Origin of the sequence: Streptomyces chromofuscus (assembly GCF_015160875.1) — a bacterium.
In the GTDB taxonomy this organism is placed as follows: Bacteria; Actinomycetota; Actinomycetes; order Streptomycetales; family Streptomycetaceae; genus Streptomyces; species Streptomyces chromofuscus.
Window position 1 is genome coordinate 3301834 of record NZ_CP063374.1, and the last position, 18754, is coordinate 3320587.

At 71.6% G+C, this 18754-nt stretch carries 17 protein-coding genes; 7 read left to right on the forward strand and 10 right to left on the reverse strand.

The features are described 5' to 3' along the window. Positions 1-199: 199 nt before the first annotated feature. Positions 200-1357, reverse strand: coding sequence for an acyl-CoA dehydrogenase (locus IPT68_RS14765; protein ID WP_189700363.1), 1158 nt, complete (start codon positions 1355-1357; stop codon positions 200-202). Positions 1358-1541: 184 nt separating this feature from the next. Here IPT68_RS14765 and IPT68_RS14770 point away from each other — a divergent pair, with 184 nt between their 5' ends. After that, positions 1542-2885 carry a UDP-glucose dehydrogenase family protein gene (locus IPT68_RS14770; RefSeq protein ID WP_189700364.1) on the forward strand — a complete coding sequence of 448 codons (1344 nt, stop codon included), beginning with the start codon at positions 1542-1544 and terminating at the stop codon, positions 2883-2885. Positions 2886-3682: 797 nt separating this feature from the next. On the opposite strand, the gene IPT68_RS14775 is transcribed toward IPT68_RS14770, so the two are convergent. Then, positions 3683-4189, reverse strand: coding sequence for a CGNR zinc finger domain-containing protein (locus IPT68_RS14775; protein ID WP_189700365.1), 507 nt, complete (start codon positions 4187-4189; stop codon positions 3683-3685). A gap of 85 nt (positions 4190-4274) precedes the next feature. On the opposite strand from IPT68_RS14775, the gene IPT68_RS14780 reads away from it, so the two are divergent. Both IPT68_RS14780 and IPT68_RS14785 read left to right on the forward strand, forming a co-directional pair. Further along, entirely contained in the window at positions 4275-4634 is a 360-nt protein-coding gene (locus IPT68_RS14780) for a VOC family protein (RefSeq protein ID WP_189700366.1), read from the forward strand. Positions 4635-4650: 16 nt separating this feature from the next. Further along, a complete protein-coding gene (locus IPT68_RS14785) occupies positions 4651-5043 on the forward strand; it encodes a VOC family protein (protein WP_189700367.1) in 393 nt (130 codons plus the stop codon). A gap of 59 nt (positions 5044-5102) precedes the next feature. Here the strand turns inward: IPT68_RS14785 and IPT68_RS14790 are convergent, their stop codons facing one another. The 4 genes from IPT68_RS14790 to IPT68_RS14805 all read right to left on the reverse strand — a co-directional run bounded on the left by IPT68_RS14790 (position 5103) and on the right by IPT68_RS14805 (position 9275). Beyond that, positions 5103-6221 (reverse strand): dipeptidase, encoded by a 1119-nt coding sequence (locus IPT68_RS14790; protein WP_189700368.1) that lies wholly within the window; start codon positions 6219-6221, stop codon positions 5103-5105. Positions 6222-6388: 167 nt separating this feature from the next. Next, positions 6389-7567, reverse strand: coding sequence for a dipeptidase (locus IPT68_RS14795; protein ID WP_189700369.1), 1179 nt, complete (start codon positions 7565-7567; stop codon positions 6389-6391). A 47-nt stretch (positions 7568-7614) separates the two neighbouring features. Beyond that, positions 7615-8139: a 5-(carboxyamino)imidazole ribonucleotide mutase gene (gene purE, locus IPT68_RS14800; protein WP_189700370.1), complete on the reverse strand. Its 525-nt coding sequence runs from the start codon at positions 8137-8139 to the stop codon at positions 7615-7617. Further along, the gene (locus IPT68_RS14805) at positions 8136-9275 is read right to left on the reverse strand and encodes a 5-(carboxyamino)imidazole ribonucleotide synthase (protein ID WP_189700371.1); all 1140 of its coding nucleotides are present in this window, start codon (positions 9273-9275) and stop codon (positions 8136-8138) included. The genes purE and IPT68_RS14805 overlap by 4 nt, the downstream gene beginning before the upstream one ends. A 141-nt stretch (positions 9276-9416) precedes the next feature. Between IPT68_RS14805 and IPT68_RS14810 the strand changes: the two genes are divergently transcribed. Then, positions 9417-9956: a GtrA family protein gene (locus IPT68_RS14810; RefSeq protein WP_189700372.1), complete on the forward strand. Its 540-nt coding sequence runs from the start codon at positions 9417-9419 to the stop codon at positions 9954-9956. Positions 9957-10016: 60 nt separating this feature from the next. Here the strand turns inward: IPT68_RS14810 and IPT68_RS14815 are convergent, their stop codons facing one another. Together IPT68_RS14815 and IPT68_RS14820 are read right to left on the reverse strand one after the other, a co-directional pair. Continuing rightward, positions 10017-11288: an ATP-binding protein gene (locus IPT68_RS14815; protein WP_189700373.1), complete on the reverse strand. Its 1272-nt coding sequence runs from the start codon at positions 11286-11288 to the stop codon at positions 10017-10019. A gap of 51 nt (positions 11289-11339) precedes the next feature. After that, positions 11340-12017 carry a response regulator transcription factor gene (locus tag IPT68_RS14820; RefSeq protein WP_189700374.1) on the reverse strand — a complete coding sequence of 226 codons (678 nt, stop codon included), beginning with the start codon at positions 12015-12017 and terminating at the stop codon, positions 11340-11342. Between the two features lie 489 nt (positions 12018-12506). Between IPT68_RS14820 and IPT68_RS14825 the strand changes: the two genes are divergently transcribed. Continuing rightward, the gene (locus IPT68_RS14825) at positions 12507-14000 is read left to right on the forward strand and encodes a peptide MFS transporter (RefSeq protein ID WP_189700375.1); all 1494 of its coding nucleotides are present in this window, start codon (positions 12507-12509) and stop codon (positions 13998-14000) included. 439 nt (positions 14001-14439) lie between these two features. On the opposite strand, the gene IPT68_RS14830 is transcribed toward IPT68_RS14825, so the two are convergent. Both IPT68_RS14830 and IPT68_RS14835 read right to left on the reverse strand, forming a co-directional pair. Then, complete coding sequence (locus tag IPT68_RS14830) at positions 14440-14976, reverse strand: ATP-binding protein (RefSeq protein WP_189700376.1); 537 nt, start codon at positions 14974-14976, stop codon at positions 14440-14442. A gap of 175 nt (positions 14977-15151) precedes the next feature. Continuing rightward, positions 15152-15535 carry an STAS domain-containing protein gene (locus IPT68_RS14835; RefSeq protein WP_189700377.1) on the reverse strand — a complete coding sequence of 128 codons (384 nt, stop codon included), beginning with the start codon at positions 15533-15535 and terminating at the stop codon, positions 15152-15154. Between the two features lie 239 nt (positions 15536-15774). Between IPT68_RS14835 and IPT68_RS14840 the strand changes: the two genes are divergently transcribed. Both IPT68_RS14840 and IPT68_RS14845 read left to right on the forward strand, forming a co-directional pair. Then, a complete protein-coding gene (locus IPT68_RS14840) occupies positions 15775-16725 on the forward strand; it encodes an RNA polymerase sigma factor SigF (RefSeq protein ID WP_189700378.1) in 951 nt (316 codons plus the stop codon). Between the two features lie 212 nt (positions 16726-16937). Then, entirely contained in the window at positions 16938-18749 is a 1812-nt protein-coding gene (locus IPT68_RS14845) for an RICIN domain-containing protein (RefSeq protein ID WP_189700379.1), read from the forward strand. The last annotated feature ends 5 nt before the right edge of the window (positions 18750-18754 follow it).

Sequence of the window (18754 nt, forward strand, 5' to 3'; positions counted from 1 at the left end):
CCCCATGCCCTTCCGTCGTACGCCCCACCGCCGCACCGCGCCATCGGGCGGACGGGATATACACCCCCAAATGCGATGCGCGCCGAACGGCACAAAGGTGCGGCAAAGCGGTAAACGCCCCCGGACGAGTTCCGGGGGCTGACGTGCCGATAGGCCGAACGGCCGCCAGACGACGGCCGGGCGGCCAGGGCTTCGACGACTACGGCAGGTTGCGGGCCATGACGATCCGCTGGACCTGGTTCGTGCCCTCGTAAATCTGGGTGATCTTCGCGTCGCGCATCATGCGCTCCACCGGGTAGTCACGGGTGTAGCCGTAGCCGCCGAGGAGTTGGACGGCGTCCGTGGTGACCTCCATGGCCACGTCGGAGGCGAAGCACTTGGCGGCGGCGCCCAGGTAGGTGAGGTCGGCGTCGCCGCGTTCGGAGGCGGCGGCGGCCTGGTAGGTCAGGGCGCGGGCGGCCGAGATCTTCATGGCCATGTCGGCGAGCATGAACTGGATGCCCTGGAAGTCGGCGATCGGCTTGCCGAACTGCTTGCGCTCCTTGACGTAGCCCTTGGCGTAGTCGAGGGCGCCCTGGGCGATGCCGAGGGCCTGGGCCGCGATGGTGATGCGGGTGTGGTCCAGGGTTTTCATCGCCGTGGCGAAGCCGGTGCCCTCCTCGCCGATCATGCGGTCGGCGGGGATGCGGACGTTGTCGAGGTAGACCTCGCGGGTCGGGGAGCCCTTGATGCCGAGCTTCTTCTCGGGGGCGCCGAAGGAGACGCCCTCGTCCGACTTCTCGACGACGAAGGCGGAGATGCCCTTGGAGCGCTTCTCCGGGTCCGTCACGGCCATCACCGTGTAGTACTCGGAGACGCCCGCGTTGGTGATCCAGCGCTTCACGCCGTTGAGGACCCAGTGGTCGCCGTCGCGGACCGCGCGCGTCTTCATGCCGGCCGCGTCGGAGCCCGCCTCGGGCTCGGAGAGGCAGTACGAGAACATGCCGTCGCCCTTGGCGAGCGGGGTCATGTACTTCTTCTTCAGCTCCTCGGAGCCGGAGAGGATCACCGGCAGGGAGCCCAGCTTGTTGACCGCCGGGATGAGCGAGGAGGAGGCGCACACGCGCGCCACCTCCTCGATGACGATCACCGTGGCGAGCGCGTCGGCACCCGCGCCGCCGTACGACTCGGGTACGTGCACCGCGTGCAGGTCGTTGGCGACCAGCGCGTCCAGGGCCTCCTGCGGGAAGCGGGCCTCCTCGTCCACGGCGGCGGCGTACGGCGCGATCTTCGCCTCGGCCAGCGCGCGAACGGTGTCGCGGAGCAGTTCGTGCTCCTCGGACGGGCGGTACAGGTCGAAGTCAGCCGATCCGGCCAAGGTCTCTCACGCTCCAAGGAAGACGCTGTGATGCTGCTGGCGCTAATTACCGTTAAGTAACCCAAATTTTAGGGGTCGTCCCACGCCCGGGGGTACGTGAGCTTGACGACAGCGGGAAAACTGCCCGCCAGGCCCGACGGCTATGCTCGGCCCCGCACTGCCGACGCTACCCAGTGGAGTCCCCATGGCCCTCAAAATCACCGTGATCGGTACCGGTTACCTCGGCGCCACACACGCCGCGGCGATGGCCGAGCTCGGGTTCGAGGTGCTGGGGCTCGACGTCGTCCCGGAGAAGGTGGAGATGCTGCGTCGGGGCGAGGTCCCGATGTACGAGCCGGGCCTCGAGGAGCTGCTGCGCAAGCACGTCGCCGGGATCGAGGGGTCCAGCGGACGGCTGCGGTTCACCACGGACTACGCCGAGGTGGCGGCGTTCGGCGACGTGCACTTCGTCTGCGTGAACACCCCGCAGAAGCACGGCGAGTACGCCTGCGACATGAGCTACGTCGACTCCGCCTTCGCCTCCCTCGCCCCGCATCTGACGGGCCCGGCTCTGGTCGTCGGCAAGTCGACCGTACCCGTGGGCTCCGCCGACCGTCTCGCCGCCTACCTCACCGAGCACGCGCCGGCCGGGGCGGACGCCGAGCTGGCCTGGAACCCGGAGTTCCTGCGCGAGGGGTTCGCCGTGCAGGACACCCTGCGACCGGACCGGATCGTGGTCGGCGTGCACAGCGACCGGGCCGAGAAGCTGCTGCGGGAGGTATACGCGACGCCGGTCGCCGAGGGGTCGCCGTTCGTGGTGACCGACTTCCCGACCGCCGAGTTGGTGAAGACCTCCGCGAACTCCTTCCTCGCCACCAAGATCTCCTTCATCAACGCGATGGCGGAGGTGTGCGAGGCCGCGGGCGGCGACGTGGTGAAGCTGGCGGAGGCGATCGGGTACGACGACCGGATCGGCAAGAAGTTCCTGCGGGCCGGGATCGGCTTCGGCGGCGGCTGCCTGCCGAAGGACATCCGGGCGTTCATGGCGCGCGCCGGTGAGCTGGGGGCCGACCAGGCGCTGACCTTCCTGCGGGAGATCGACTCCATCAACATGCGGCGGCGCGGGCAGATGGTCGAGATGGCGCGGGAGGCGCTCGGCGGCGGGTCCTTCCTGGGCAAGCGGGTGGCGGTGCTCGGCGCCGCGTTCAAGCCCGACTCGGACGACGTCCGTGACTCGCCCGCGCTGAACGTCGCCGGGCAGATCCACCTCCAGGGCGGCCAGGTGACGGTCTACGACCCGAAGGGCATGGCCAACGCCCGGCGCCTCTTCCCCACGCTGGGGTACGCCGACTCGGCTCGGGCGGCGGTACGGGGTGCCGACGTCGTGCTGCACCTGACGGAGTGGCGGGAGTTCCGCGAGCTCGACCCGGCCGCGCTGGGCGAGGTCGCGCAGTCCCGCGTCATCCTGGACGGCCGCAACGCCCTCGACCCGGAGCTGTGGCGGCGGGCGGGGTGGTCGTACCGAGCGATGGGCCGCCCGACCGCCTGACGGACCGACGGACGACACCGCTCGGGCGAGCGCCTGGCCTTGGACGCCGGGCGCAACCGTGAGGCCGAGCGCCTGACCCCGGACGTCGGCGCAACCGTGAGGCCGAGCGCCTGACCCCGGACGTCGGCGCAACCGTGAGGCCGAGCGCCTGACCCCGGACGTCGGCGCAACCGTGAGGCCGAGCGCCTGACCCCGGACGTCGGCGCAACCGTGAGGCCGAGCGCCTGACCCCGGACGTCGGCGCAACCGTGAGGCCGAGCGCCTGACCCCGGACGTCGGCGCAACCGTGAGGCCGAGCGCCTGACCCCGGACGTCGGCGCAACCGTGAGGCCGAGCGCCTGACCCCGGACGTCGGCGCAACCGTGAGGCCGAGCGCCCGACCGGGACACCGGGCGTGAGCGTTCGGTCGAGCGCCGACCGGACGACGGGCAGAACCTGTTGGGGCGACCATCCGACCCGGGGAGTACGGGCAACGCCGTCGGCCGAGCGCCCCGCACGGACGACGGGCGACACCGTTCGGTCGGCCGTCCGGCCGGGGCAGAACCGATGGGCCGACCACCTGGCGCGCACACCCGGCGACACCATCCAGCCGACCGCTCGGCCGGACGACGGGCGCAATCGCTGAGCCGACCACCCGGCCCGCACACCGGGCGACGCCGTTCAGACGATCGCCTGGGCGGACGACGGGCGGAACCGTGGGCCGAGCGCCCGCCCCCAGCGGCGGGCGACGCCGGTTCGGCCGAGGCTCAGTCGGCCGAACCGGCGTCTTCACGCATTCTGCACCACCGGCCCGCCCCTCAGGCGCCCTTCGCCCGGTACCGCCGCATCTTCGCGCGCGCCCCGCAGACCGCCATCGAGCACCAGCGGCCACGGCCGGCCGGGCTGCGGTCGTAGTAGGCCCAGTGGCAGTCGGGCAGCTCGCACGCCTTCAGCCGCTGCCAGGTGCCCTCGGTGAGCGCCTGTGCGACCGCCCCGGCCACTCGTGACAGCAGCGGCCCCTCCTCGACCGGCGTGAGGCGCGCCGACCCGTCCCGTGCGTCGACGGCCACGTAGAGCGGCGCGCGCGCCAGGAGGTCGCCCAGCGGGGTCACCGCGCGGTGCGGGGGGTGCCCGGCGTGCGCGAGGCAGGCGGCGCGCAGGGATTCGCGCAGCTCGCGCGCCTGCGCCAGGTCCCGTTCACCGATCCCGAAGGGCGTCCTGCCCTCGGCCGTGTCGAGCGCGTCCCTGCCCGATTCCAGGTCGACGGTGTTGACCAGGGCCTCCACCAGGGCGAGGCCGCCGGGCGCGGGCAATCTGTCGCTCATGCTTGCGACGTTACCCCCACTGCGCGAGCATGGGGTAACCGTTACCGGTCGATCCGGTCTATGAGTAACTCGAAGAGGAGTGGTCATGGCTCTCGCGAAACTCGGTGTCGTCGTCCTGGACTGTCCCGACCCCCGCACGCTGGCCGGTTTCTACGCCGAGGTGCTGGGCGGCACGATCGAGGACAACGGCGAGTGGGTGGACCTCAAGGTCCCCGGCGGGCAGCAACTGGCCTTCCAGGCCGCCCCCGGATTCGTCCCGCCGAAGTGGCCGTCCCCCGAGCAGTCGCAGCAGTACCACCTCGACCTCACGGTCGAGGACCTGGACGCGGCCGAGGCGGGCGTGCTGGCGCTGGGCGCCCGGGTGTTGGACGCCGAGGACCGCTCACGCACGTGGCGTGTGTACGCCGACCCGGCCGGGCACCCGTTCTGCCTCTGCGCCTGCTGACCCGGGAGGTAACACCATGGCGCCCGTCGCACGGTTCCGCTCCGTCGTCCTCGACTGCCCCGACCCCCGCGGGCTCGCCCGCTTCTACGCCGGGATCGTCGGCGGCACCCCGGAGGACACCGATCCCGACTGGGTGGTGCTGCACGTCCCCGACGGTCCGCGTCTGGCCTTCCAGCGCGTGGACGGCCTGACGCCGCCGGAGTGGCCGCGGGCCGACCGCAACGCGCAGCAGTTCCACCTCGACATCGACGCCGGGTCCACCTGGGAGCAGGTGGACCGGGCGGAGAAGCGGGTGCTGGAACTGGGCGCGCGGGTACTGGACGCGGAGGACTACGAGAACAAGGACTTCCGTGTCTACGCCGATCCGGCGGGGCACCCGTTCTGCCTCTGCCGGATCGAGCACGCCTGACGTCGAGATCCGCGTCCCTGGCATCGACAGCCCTCTCTTCCCGCCGCTCCCGTGGCCGCTCAGCCGTCCAGCTCCGCGATGCGTGCCGTCGACGGGGCGCGCCGCTCCTGGGCCGCCCGGGCGGTGGTGTCGGCCGTGCGCAGGACGCGTTGCACGTTTCCCCAGGTGAGCAGTGCCAGGTCGGTTTCCGACCAGCCGCGGCGCAGCAGCTCGGCGACGAGGTGGGGGTAGCAGGAGGCGTCGGTCAGCTCCTGCGGGTGTGCGCAGCCGGCGTCGTAGGTGCCGGACAGGCCGACGCAGCCGGGCCCGGCGACGGTGCGGACATGGTCGAGGTGGTCGGCGACGTCCCGGACCGTCGGCCCGGTCTGCTCCGCCGTCAGCGGTACCAGGCACAGCCCCTTGGTCTTGCCCAGCCCGGCGAGCAGGTCGTCGGGGAGGTTGGCGGGGTGAGGGCGCAGGGCGCGGGCGCCGGAGCGGGTGCACAGCACGGGGGCCTTGGACGCGGCGAGAACGCGTTCGACGGTCCGGTCGGAGGCGCCGGAGAGGTCGGCGAGCACACCGAGGCGGTTCATCTCCCGCACGACCTCCTCGCCGAACCGGGTCAGCCCCGCCTCGCTCGCCCAGGAGGTGCCGTCGAGGGTCAGGATGCGCAGGCCGAGGGCGTGCAGGACGCGCAGCAGGCTCACGGAGTCGTCCAGCGCGGCGGCGGTGGCCGGGCCCAGCAGCACGGCGGTGCGGCCGCAGTTGCGGGCGTCGATGACCTGGCCGGCGGTGCGGGCCAGGCGCAGGCCCTCGGGGTGGTTGGCGATCACCGTGCGGACCAGGTCCAGCTGCTCCAGGGTCGCGCCGACGGCCCGGTCGGCGGCGAGTCCCTCGGGCAGGTGCAGCGAGCAGAACAGCGCGCCGACGTGTCCCTGCCGCATCCGGGGGACGTCGGTGTCGACGGCGATCTCCCCCAGCTCCAGGTCGTACCAGGGCAGGTGCCGCAGCGCCCACGGCAGTCCGCTGTAGCCGTCGGCGACGGGGTGGGCGGCGAGCAGGGCGTGCGCCCGGTCCAGCAGGTCGTTGTCCGGGGCGTCGACGAGGTACGGATCCGCCGGGAACGAGGGCTCCAGGGACAGGGCGTCGAACTCGCCGACCTCGGTGGGGGTGTGCAGGTCGTTCCGGAGATCGGCCATGGCGGGCTCCATACATGCGCGGGCGATCGCTGTACGGTCACCGTCGCACGGGCCGCCGAAGGGCTCCTGGTGGGCGGGGCGTTCGGAGTAGGGGCGGGGCCCGGTTCAGCGACCCCGGGCCGCTGCGCCGGCCGCCCCGCCCTCGACGACCGCCCCGCCCTCTCCGGTCACCCGTCGAGCGACTCGATGGTGGCGTTGGACGGCCCGCGCGTGGCCCGGAGGTCGCGGGCCACGTCCTCCGCCGCGCCCAGCACGCGCACCGCGTTCTGCCAGGTGAGCTTGGCCAGGTCGGACCGGGACCAGCCGCGGTCGATCAGCTCCGCGATCAGGTTCGGGTAACCGGACACGTCGTTGAGGCCCTCGGGGGTGAACGCGGTGCCGTCGTAGTCGCCGCCGATGCCCAGGTGGTCGACGCCGGCCACCTCGCGCATGTGGTCGAGGTGGTCGGCGACGGTCGCCACGGTCGCGACCGGGCGCGGGGTGCGCTCCTCGAAGGCCCGGTGCACCTTCATCGCCTCGGCTGTGGTGTCGAGGTGGTGGAAGCCGTGCGCGCGCATGTTCTCGTCCGCCTCGGCCGTCCAGTCGACGGCGGCCTGGAGCACGAACTTCGGCACGAACGTCACCATGGCGACGCCCCCGTTGGCGGGGAGGCGCTCCAGGACGTCGTCGGGGATGTTGCGCGGGTGGTCGCAGACGGCGCGGGCGGAGGAGTGCGAGAAGATCACCGGCGCGGCGGAGGTGTCCAGCGCGTCCCGCATGGTCGTCGCGGCCACGTGCGAGAGGTCCACCAGCATGCCCTCGCGGTTCATCTCCCGCACCACCTCGCGGCCGAAGGCCGACAGGCCGCCCACGCCGGGCTCGTCCGTCGCGGAGTCCGCCCAGGCCACGTTGTCGTTGTGGGTGAGCGTCATGTAGCGGACGCCGAGCGCGGACAGGGCCCGCAGCGTGGCGAGGGAGTCGGCGATGGAGTGGCCGCCCTCGGCGCCCATGAGGGAGGCGATGCGGCCCTGGGCGCGCGCCGCCTCCATGTCCGCGGCCGTCAGGGCGGGCGCGAGGTCGTCCGGGTACCGGGCGAGCAATTGCCGTACGCAGTCGATCTGTTCCAGCGTCGCGGGCACCGCGTCGGGCAGGTCCGAGCGGACGTACACCGACCAGTACTGCGCCCCGACCCCGCCCCGGCGCAGCCTTGGCAGGTCGGTGTGCAGGTGTGCGCCCTGGGGAGCGGCGATGTCCCGGGCGTCGAGGTCGTAGCGGACCTGCTCGCGCAGCGCCCACGGCAGGTCGTTGTGCCCGTCGACCACCGGGAACTCGCGCAGCAGTTCCCGGGCCTCGTCCAGTGCGGTCATCGCCGTCCCCCTGTTTGTCGCCATCGGTTGTCCGAACGTCCTCACCGTCAGTTGCCGAAGCCGAAGCCGCCGCCCGCGCCCTCGACCTTGGCGCGCAGGCGCTTGCCCTTCTCGGTGGCCTGGTCGTTCAGCTCCTGCTGGAAGTCGCGCATCCGGCCGAGGAGCTCCTCGTCGTGGGCGGCGAGGATACGGGCCGCGAGCAGGCCGGCGTTGCGGGCGCCCGCGACCGAGACCGTGGCGACCGGCACACCGGCCGGCATCTGCACGATGGACAGGAGGCTGTCCATGCCGTCCAGGTACTTCAGCGGGACGGGGACGCCGATCACCGGCAGCGGGGTCACGGACGCGAGCATGCCCGGCAGATGGGCGGCGCCGCCCGCCCCGGCGATGATCACCTTCAGCCCTCGGTCCGCGGCCTGCTCGCCGTAGGTGACCATCTCGCGGGGCATGCGGTGCGCGGAGACGACGTCGACCTCGTAGGCGATCTCGAACTCGTCCAGGGCCTTGGCGGCGGCCTCCATGACGGGCCAGTCGGAGTCCGACCCCATGACGATGCCAACAACGGGGCTCATTCGGTGATCGTGCCTCTCAGGTAGCCGGCAGCGTGACGTGCGCGCTCGAGAACGTCGTCCAGGTCGTCGCCGTAGGTGTTGACGTGGCCGACCTTGCGGCCGGGCTTCACGTCCTTGCCGTACATGTGGATCTTCAGCTTGGGGTCGCGGGCCATGCAGTGCAGGTACGCGGAGTACATGTCGAGGTAGTCGCCGCCGAGGACGTTGACCATGACCGTCCACTTCGCACGCGGACGCGGGTCGCCGAGCGGGAGGTCCAGGACGGCCCGGACGTGGTTGGCGAACTGGGACGTGATGGCGCCGTCCATCGACCAGTGACCGGAGTTGTGCGGTCGCATCGCCAGTTCGTTGACCAGGATCCGTCCGTCGCGGGTCTGGAACAGCTCGACGGCGAGGTGGCCGACGACGCCGAGTTCCTTGGCGATGTCCAGCGCCATCCGCTCGGCCTCGAGGGCGAGGGCCTCGTCGAGGTCGGGGGCGGGCGCGATGACCGTGTCGCAGACGCCGTCGACCTGGCGGGACTCGACGACGGGGTACGCGACCGCCTGGCCGTGCGGGGAGCGGACGACGTTCGCCGCGAGCTCCCGTACGAAGTCGACCTTCTCCTCGGCGAGGACGGGGACACCGGCGCGGAACGGCTCGGCGGCCTCCTCCACGGAGTCCACGACCCACACGCCCTTGCCGTCGTAGCCACCGCGGACGGTCTTGAGGACGACGGGGAAGCCGTCGCCCTCCTGCGCGAACGCGGCGACGTCCTGCGGGTCGCTCACGATGCGGTGGCGCGGACACGGCACGCCGATCGCGTCGAGCTTCGCGCGCATCACGCCCTTGTCCTGGGCGTGCACGAGCGCGTCGGGCCCGGGGCGCACGGGAATGCCGTCCGCCTCCAGGGCGCGTAGGTGCTCGGTGGGTACGTGTTCGTGATCGAACGTGATCACGTCGCACCCGCGCGCGAAGTCACGCAGCGTGTCGAGGTCGCGATAGTCGCCGACGACGACATCGCAGACCACCTGCGCCGCGGAATCCTGCGGGGTGTCACTGAGGAGCTTGAACCTGATGCCCAACGGGATGCCCGCCTCGTGCGTCATACGCGCGAGCTGGCCCCCGCCGACCATGCCGACTACCGGGAACGTCACGCCCCCAGGGTATCGGCCACTCCGGGTGGGCCGGTTTCCGCCTCCTTCGACGGCCGTGACGTCATCCACAGGCGATCACAGAAGCGCGGTGGTTAGCATGGCGGAGTTGACGGAACCGACCGACTGGGGGCCTGTACGACCATGGGACGTGGTTCCTCAGGGCTGCGCAGGCTCGTGCGGGAGGTCGCCAGGTTCGGCGCCGTGGGCGGCGCGGGTCTTCTCGTCAACCTCGCCGTGTTCAACCTGGTGCGGCACGTGACCGACCTCCAGGTGGTGCGCGCGAGCGTGATCGCGACGGTGGTGGCGATCGCCTTCAACTACGTGGGCTTCCGCTACTTCGCCTACCGCGACCGCGACAAGAGCGGCCGGACGAGGGAGCTGACGCTGTTCCTGCTGTTCAGCGCGGCCGGCCTGGTGGTCGAGAACGGCGTGCTGTACGCGGCGACGTACGGCTTCGGCTGGGACAGCCCGCTGCAGAGCAACGTCTTCAAGTTCCTCGGCATCGGTGTCGCGACGCTGTTCCGGTTCTGGTCCTACCGCACCTGGGTGTTCCGGGCGCTGCCGCCGCGGGAGGCCGCGGGGGTGCCGTCCCGCGCGAACGTCGTCGACAGCGTGAAGGACAGCGCGGGAGCGTTCCTGGAGGCCCCGGAGCCGGTCCGGCCGCAGCGGGCCCGGGTGTGAGACCGGGGCGCGGCCTCGGCATCAGGTCCTGCCCCTTGCCCCTGCCCCTGCCCCTGCTTCCTACCGGACCGTCCGCTCCTCCTCCTCCGACGACTTCTTCACCGGCGTCCGTGACAGGAACAGCCCGAAGATGGGCGGCTTGGCCTGGAGCATCTCCAGGCGGCCCCCGTCGGCCTCCGCCAGGTCGCGGGCGACGGCGAGGCCGATGCCGGTGGAGTTGCGGCCGCTGATCGCGCGCTCGAAGATCCGGGCGCCGAGGTCCGCCGGGACGCCGGGGCCCTCGTCGGTGACCTCGATCACCGCCTGGTTGCCGGTGACGCGGGTGCGCAGGGCGACCGTGCCGCCGCCGTGCATCAGGGAGTTCTCGATCAGCGCCGCCAGCACCTGTGCGACCGCCCCGGGCGTGCCCACCGCCTTCAGATGCCGCTTGCCGGAGCTGACGATCGCGCGGCCGACGCTGCGGTAGGCCGGGCGCCATTCGGCGAGCTGCTGCTGGATCACCTCGTCGAGGTCGAAGGTGACCGCGGAGCCGGTGCGAGGGTCGCGGCTGTTGGTCAGCAGCCGTTCGACGACATCCGTGAGGCGTTCGACCTGCGTGAGCGCGATGGTCGCCTCGTCCTTCACGGTGGTCGGGTCGTCGGTGACGGTGATCTCCTCCAGACGCATCGACAGCGCGGTGAGCGGGGTGCGCAGCTGGTGCGAGGCGTCGGCGGCGAGCCGGCGCTCGGCGGTGAGCATCCGGGCGATGCGTTCGGCGGAGGCGTCCAGGACGTCGGCGACGCGGTCCAGCTCGGGGACCCCGTACCGCTTGCGGCGGGGGCGCGGGTCGCCGGAGCCGAGGCGTTCGGCGGTCTCCGCGAGGTCGGTGAGGGGCGAGGCGAGGCGGTCGGCCTGCCGCAGGGCGAGCAGCACGGCGGCGATGACGGCCAGCAGCGCCACCGCGCCGATGATCATCAGGGTCCGCCCGACCTCCCGGGTCACCGCGGAGCGCGGTTCCTGCACGGTGACCGTCTCGCCCTCCTCGCCCCGCCGGGTCGACTCGATGACGTCGCCCGACGGCTTCTGGCCGATCTCGACGGGCGGCTGGCCGGGGATGCGCACGACGGCATACCGGTCGTCGCCGACCTGGTCGACCAGTATCTCGGAGGTGATCTGCTCGCGGCCGAGGATGCGGCTGTCGACGATGCCGGCCAGCCGCACCGCCTCGGACTCCACGCGTTCCTGGGCGCTGGCGCTGATCGTCCGGGTCTCCACCACGACGAGGGAGACGCCGAAGACGGCGATCACGACGAGCACCACGGCGAGCGTGGACTGGATCAGTCGGCGGCGCATGTCCTCTTACCCGTGTATTACCCGCGGCTCACCCGGGGGCCCGGCGCGGGGCTAGTTCTTCTCGAAGCGGAAGCCCACGCCGCGCACCGTCGCGATGTACCGGGGGTTCGCGGCGTCGTCACCCAGCTTCTTGCGCAGCCAGGAGATGTGCATGTCGAGGGTCTTGGTGGACGACCACCAGGTGGTGTCCCAGACCTCGCGCATCAGCTGGTCGCGGGTGACGACCCGCCCGGCGTCCCGGACCAGGACCCGCAGCAGGTCGAACTCCTTGGCGGTGAGCTGGAGCTCCTCGTCGCCCATCCAGGCGCGGTGCGACTCGACGTCGATCCGCACCCCGTGCGTGGCGGGCGGCTGCTGGGGCTCGGCGGCGCCGCGCCGCAGCAGGGCCCGTACCCGGGCCAGCAGCTCGGCGAGGCGGAACGGCTTGGTGACGTAGTCGTCGGCGCCGGCGTCCAGACCGACGACGGTGTCGACCTCGTCGGCCCGCGCCGTGAGGATCAGGATGGGCACGGTGTGGCCTTCGGCACGTAGTCGGCGGGCCACCTCCAGACCGTCCATGCCGGGCAGCCCGAGGTCCAGCACGACCAGGTCGACGCCGCCCTGGATGCCCGCGTCGAGCGCGGTCGGTCCGTCCTCGCGCACCTCGACCTCGTAACCCTCGCGGCGCAGTGCGCGCGCCAGCGGCTCCGAGATGGAGGCGTCGTCCTCGGCGAGCAGTACACGGGTCATGAGGTGATGGTAGTCCGCCCGTGCCCGGAGCCGGGCGGCGATGGCCGGGCCCGGATTCTTACCCGCAGTTGCAATGGTATGAACCATTTGCCGTACCGTGTGATTACGACAATGACCTTCGAAAGGGCGGGTGCGGTTCCCGCGGCACCTGTGATCCGCGTCTCAAGTCCTTCCATTTCCGACACTGTTCTGACGTATGGTGATTGAACGCCTGTAGCACCACGGGGACCTTCGGCGACGCTTTCGCGCCGGAGGTCACTTTTGTGTGCGGGCCGGCTCCGGTCGGCCTTGAGAGGAATGACCTGTGGCCGGGCCGCGCGCGCAGTGAGGCGCGCGAGGCGTGGATCCCGGTGGGCGCCGTCCACCGCTCCGTGATGCGGAGCGGACTCCCCGTGGGCGTGGGGTGGACGACCGATCCGCCGGTGCCGGCCGTCCCCCACCGGGCGCGCATCGCTTCTGTGAGCGCGTCCCGACCAGCAAGGATCGACCATGGCGTCCAGCCTGACGAAGGACTCGGTCTCACCGGGCACCCCCGGTTCCGAGAAGACCTTCTTCGGCCACCCCCGCGGACTGGCCACTCTCTTCATGACCGAGATGTGGGAGCGGTTCTCCTACTACGGCATGAGGGCACTGCTTCCCCTCTACCTGGTCGCCCCCGCCGGGCTCGGCCTGGACGCCGGTACGGCGATCGCCATCTACTCCGTCTACGTCTCGACGGTGTACCTGCTGGCGCTGCCGGGCGGCTGGTTCGGCGACCGCATCTGGGGTCCGCGCAAGACGGTCGCGATCGCGGGCTCGGTCATCATGGCTGGTCACCTGGTCCTGGCCCTGCCCACCTCGGGCACCTTCTACTTCGGCCTGCTGCTGGTCGCCATCGGCTCCGGCCTGCTGAAGTCGAACATCTCCACCATGGTGGGCCATCTCTACGACAGCCCGAACGACCCGCGCCGCGACGGCGGCTTCACGGTCTTCTACATGGGCATCAACCTCGGTGCCTTCGCCGCGCCGCTGATCATCGGCACCGTCGGCCAGAAGGTCGACTGGCACCTCGGCTTCGCGCTCGCCGCGCTCGGCATGGCGCTGGGTCTGGCCCAGTTCCTGCTCGGCAGCCGCCACCTGTCGGACCGCTCCAGCGTGGTCCCGAAGCCGCTGAGCAGGGACGAGCGCAACAGCACGCTGCGCAAGTCCATGATCTGGCTGCTGATCGCGGTGGTCTTCTACGCCGTCGTGGTGGCCACCGGCAACTACACCCTGAACTGGGTGACGGTCCCGCTGCTCATCATCGGCCTCATCGTCCCGATCACCGTCCTGGCGCGCATCAAGCGCGACAAGGAGCTGACCGGCGCGGAGCAGTCCCGTGTCTCCGGATACATCTGGTTCTTCGTGGCCGCGGCCGTGTTCTGGATGATCTACGACCAGGGCGGCTCGACCCTGTCGCTCTTCGCGGACGAGCACGTCGACAACCACGTCTTCGGCTGGGAGTTCCCGGTCTCCTGGTTCCAGTCGGTCAACCCCGTCCTGGTGATGGCGCTGGCCCCGGTCTTCGCCACGGTGTGGCTGTCGCTCGCCCGCGGCAGCAAGGAACCGAGCACGATCACCAAGTTCGCGGGCGGTCTGGTGCTCGTCGGCATCTCGTTCTTCGTGTTCCTGCTGCCCCTGGTGGCGTCCGACGGCGGCAAGGTCTCGCCGTGGTGGATCGTCCTGATCTACTTCTGCCAGACGGCCGGTGAGCTGATGCTCTCCCCGGTGGGTCTGTCGGTGACCACGAAGATGGCCCCCGCGAAGTACGCCTCCCAGATGATGGGTGTCTGGTTCCTCGCGGTCACCGCGGGCGACGCGGTCACCGGTCTGCTCTCCACCTACGGCGTCGACCTGAACAAGACCGGCGTCGTGGCCGCGGAGGCCGCCCTCGCGGTCCTCGCCGGCGTGGCGGTCTTCATGTACCGCAAGCGCGTCAAGGAACTCATGGGCGACGTGCGCTGAGGCACGCCCCGACAGCACGCAGGGCCACCGCATCCTCGCCGGATGCGGTGGCCCGCGTCGTTCCCGGGAACCGGATGCAGCATCACCCCCCGTCAGAGGTCGTGCTCCGACGGCCGGCGGCATCCCGCCTGCTGACGATGGCTCAGCGGCACGTTCCCACCGCCCGGTTCCGACGCGTCAGTGACAGCGCGCCCGCCGACAGGACCCTCGCCCACTCGACCGGGCCGCGGACGCGAGCGCTGCGGTGCGTTCGCCAGGACGCGGTGGGGGGGAAGACGCGATGCGTGGTGGAACGTGTGGGAATGGAAGACGCCCCTCAGGAGGGTGCGGGGAACCGTGCGGATGAGCACAGAACACAACAGCCGCAGAACCGAACGGCCGCAGAGCGGACGGCCACACGACAAGCGACGCACGAAGCCCGCGGCTCACCGCGGGCGATTCAGGCGGGAGCCCCCAGCTCGGCCCACACCTTCTTGCCGGCGACACCGGGAGTCCGCACGACCCCCCAGTCCAGGCAGAGGCGCTGCACGATGAACATGCCGTGGCCGCCGGGCCGTCCGGCCCGGTGCGGCGTCCGTGGCGCCGGCTGTCCCGTGCCCCGGTCGGAGACCTCGATCCGGATCACCTTGTTGTCACAGGCGATCCACAGCTCGTCCGGCCCCTCGGCATGGAGGCACGCGTTGGTGACCAGCTCGGACACGACGAGCAGCACATCCTCGGCGGCCGCCCGCTGATCCGCGGTCGCGGCCGGCAGCCAGCCCCACGCGTACAGGGCCTGGCGCGCGAAGTCGCGGGCCAGCGGCACGACGCCGCTCTCCCCCTCGAAGGTCAGCCTGCGGACCTGACGCGCCCCCGACGACACGGCCGCGCCCCCCGCGGACGCCCCGGTCCCCGGCACGCCCCCCTCGGACGCCCCCGAAGCGCCGCTGGGCTCCGGGCCGCGGTCGCCCGGCGAGTAGGGCCGGGTGGTGCTCATCAGCGCTTCACCTCACCGATTCACCAGTTCACAATTCAAGAGTTCAGTTACGAATAAGTCGGTGCTCAGTACCAGTGTCCGCGCGCTCGGTCGTGATCGCCGCCGACATGTTCAGGTTGTCTCCTGCCCGACCGTTCCGGGGGAACACCCCTCACTTCGGCACGACCCGGCACACTCAGTCGGCCTCGCCTTCGTCGGCCAGGGCCTCCTCGACCGTGTCGTGCACGGTGAAGACCGCGTCCGCCCCCGTGATCTCGAACACACGAGCCACCACGGGCTGCATGCCCGCGAGGTGCACTCCGCCCCCTGCGTCCTCCGCCTTCAGGCGGGCGCCGAGCAGCACGTTGAGCCCGGTGGAGTCGCAGAACTCCAGCCGCGAGCAGTCGACGACCAGGCGGCTGAATCCCTTGGCAAGGCACTCGTCGAGTGGCTCGCGCAACAGGTCTGCGGTGTGGTGGTCCAGCTCACCCGCCGGAGTCACGACGGCACTACGGCCTTCTTCCCGCACCTCCACCAGAAGCCGGCCCGACTGTGCGCTGCCGACCGTCCCGTGGTCCATGCCGTCTCTCTCTCCCGAGGTCGTGGCTGCTGACTGTCGCCATCGAACACTACGCCTTCCCCACGCCCTTCAACACCCGAACATCCGCCCAGAAACGGACATATATCCACAGAACGCACTTGCGAAGGCTTCAGGAAAGCGGGTAGGGCTAGTAGAGACACGTAACCGACACGGCCGGCTTCGGAGGCGCCGCACACCGCAGTGCACGTACTGGCTTCGGCAGCCTTATGCCGAGAACGATGGAGGACATCATGTCACCCCGGCTCGACGCATCGCATACCCGGACGGCGACGTCGACACCCTCTTCGGAACATCTGGATCCCATCGCGCAGGACAGCGAGACGTACGCGGTCCACGAGGACGCCCCCGGCGTCCAGGACGACGTACTGGCCGGACTTCCGGAGATCCCCCCGTACGACGAGGTCGGTCCCGTCGATGCGCGGGCCCTGTCCAAGACCCTCTTCGAGCGGCTGGAAACGCTCGAGGAAGGCACGCTCGAGTACTCCTACGTGCGCAACACGCTCGTCGAACTCAATCTGGCCCTGGTCAAGTTCGCCGCCTCCCGCTTCCGCTCCCGCAGTGAGCCGATGGAGGACATCATCCAGGTCGGCACCATCGGCCTCATCAAGGCGATCGACCGCTTCGAACTCAGCCGTGGCGTCGAGTTCCCCACCTTCGCCATGCCAACCATCATCGGCGAGATCAAGCGCTTCTTCCGTGACACCTCCTGGTCCGTGCGCGTCCCGCGCCGCCTGCAGGAGCTCCGGCTCGACCTGGCCAAGGCCGGCGACGAGCTGGCCCAGCAGCTCGACCGCGCGCCCACGGTGGCGGAGCTCGCGGAGCGGCTGGGGCTGTCCCACGACGAGGTCGTCGAGGGCATGGCCGCCTCCAACGCCTACACCGCCTCCTCGCTGGACGCGCAGCCCGAGGAGGACGACAGCGAGGGCGCGCTCGCGGACCGGATCGGCTACGAGGACCACGGGATCGAGGGCATCGAGTACGTGGAGTCGCTCAAGCCCCTGATCGCCGAACTCCCGCACCGGGACCGGAAGATCCTCTCCCTGCGTTTCGTCGCCAACATGACCCAGTCGGAGATCGGCGAGGAGTTGGGCATCTCGCAGATGCACGTGTCGCGGCTGCTGTCGCGGACCCTGGGGCGGCTGCGCAAGGGACTGACGGCCGAGGACTGACACCGGCCCCGCGAAAGGCTTGCCGTCCGGCGCCCCCCGGGCGCCGGACGAGCCGTTTCCAGGCCGCCCCGAACTCACCTCTCCCGTCCGATCATTACCCTCGGTAACGCCTTTCCCCACGAGCTCCTCTCCACCACTATGGTCACCCGCCAAACCGGCCGGTACGTCAGGTGCCCGGCCCGGCACCGGTGGGGACGCGAGGAGGCGGGTGCATGGCTCGGCCCGAGGGAACCGACGGCGACGCGACGCACGGCGGGCACTCCGGCACGTCCGACGCGCGGCTGACCGAACTGCTGCGCGCCGACACCGCCGTCGCCTACCCCGCGCTGCAGGAACTTCGCGCCCGCCATCGCGCGTCGGTCCTCGCCTATGCCCGGCTGTGCACGACCGGCGACGCGGCGGCCCGCCAGTTGGCGGCCCAGGCATTCACGCTGGCGGCCCGTCAGACGGCGCGCGGCACCGATCCGGCCGTCCCGTGGCGGCACCAACTCCTGCTGCTGACCGGCGGCGTGGCCGCGACGTGGGCCGAGGGCGACCGCTCGGCGGCCCTCGACGCGGGCCTGCTGCTGGTCCTCAACACCTCCGGCCCCGGCGGGCCCGTACCGCCCATGCTCGCCGCGTACCGGACGCTGCCGGCCCGCACCTGCGGACTGATCTGGTACGGCGTCGTGGAGCAGGAGAGCGCCGAGCGGACCGCCGTACTGCTGGGCGTCACCCCGGAGGACGTGACCTACGGGATCGAACCGGCGCTGGGCGCGCTCGGCCGGTCGCTGCTGCGGGCCCGGCTGGCCGCCTCCGACGACCCGGACTGCCAGGACTTCCAGCGGCTGATCGAGGAGTCGGTACGGCCGGACTCGCCCCGGCACAGCCCCGATCTGGCCGCGCACCGGGCGCGCTGCCCGCACTGCACGACCGCATACGAGGAACTGACCGCCCTGCGCGACGCCCCGCGCACCGCGCTGGCCGAGGGACTGATGCCGTGGGCCGGTGCGGCGTACGCGGCGCGGATCACCGGCGGGGCGACGGCGGAAGGCCGTACGGAGGGGGAGCCGTCCGGCGCGACGGGTGCGGGGGGCCGTACTGCGTGGGAGCGGTCCGGCCGAACGGGGTCGGAGGGCCGCGGCGGGCGGGGGTGGTCCGGCGCGACGGGCGCGGGCGGCCCTGGCGCGCGGTCGCGGTCCGGCGAACAGGGAGCAGGAGGCCTTGGTGGGCGGGGGTGGTCCGTGGGAACGGGCACGGGAGGCCCCGGTGGGCGAGGGTGGTCCGGTGCGACGGCCGCGGGGGGCCGTGACGGGCGGGAGCGGGCCTGGTCACCGTCGCGGCGGGGCGCGCTGGCCTCGGCGGGACTGGGTGTGGCGCTCACCCCGCTGCTGTTCTTCCTGCTGTCCCCGGACGACTCCCCCGCAGGCAACGCCTCGGACCTGATCACCGCCGTGCCGCCGCCCGCGGTGACGGTGACCGCGACGGTGCCGGTGCCCTCGGCCACCCCGTCGCCGACGCCCTCCAGGAACTCCAAGTCACCCTCCCCGACGGGGAGTCCGACCCCGTCGCGCACGACCCGCCCGCCGACGCCGTCCCCGACCCCGCCGCCGCCTCCGGCCACGCACCCGCCGGGCAGCGCCTACGCCCAGGTCGTGAACGTCGCCTCGGGGCTGTGCCTGGACATCCGGGACGGCGTCCTGGACAAGGGCGTGGACGTCGTCACGGCGCCCTGTTCGTCGGCCGCGACGCAGCGCTGGCGGGTCGACGCCGGGCGGGGCGTGCTCCAGTCGGCCGCCGACCCGGACTACTGCCTGGACAGCCGCGGCTCGACCGACCGGGGTGTGGGCATCTGGACCTGCTCCTCGGTGGAGGGCAGGAACGCGCAGAACCTGAAGTTCGTCGTCGACGACAGCGGACTGATCCGGCCCGCCATCGCCGTGGAGACGGCGGTGACGCCGGACGGCGGGGACGGGCTGGTGTTCCGTTCGCTCGACGACTCGGACGGGGACCCGGACCAGCGGTGGCGGGCGGGAGCGGCGTGACCGCA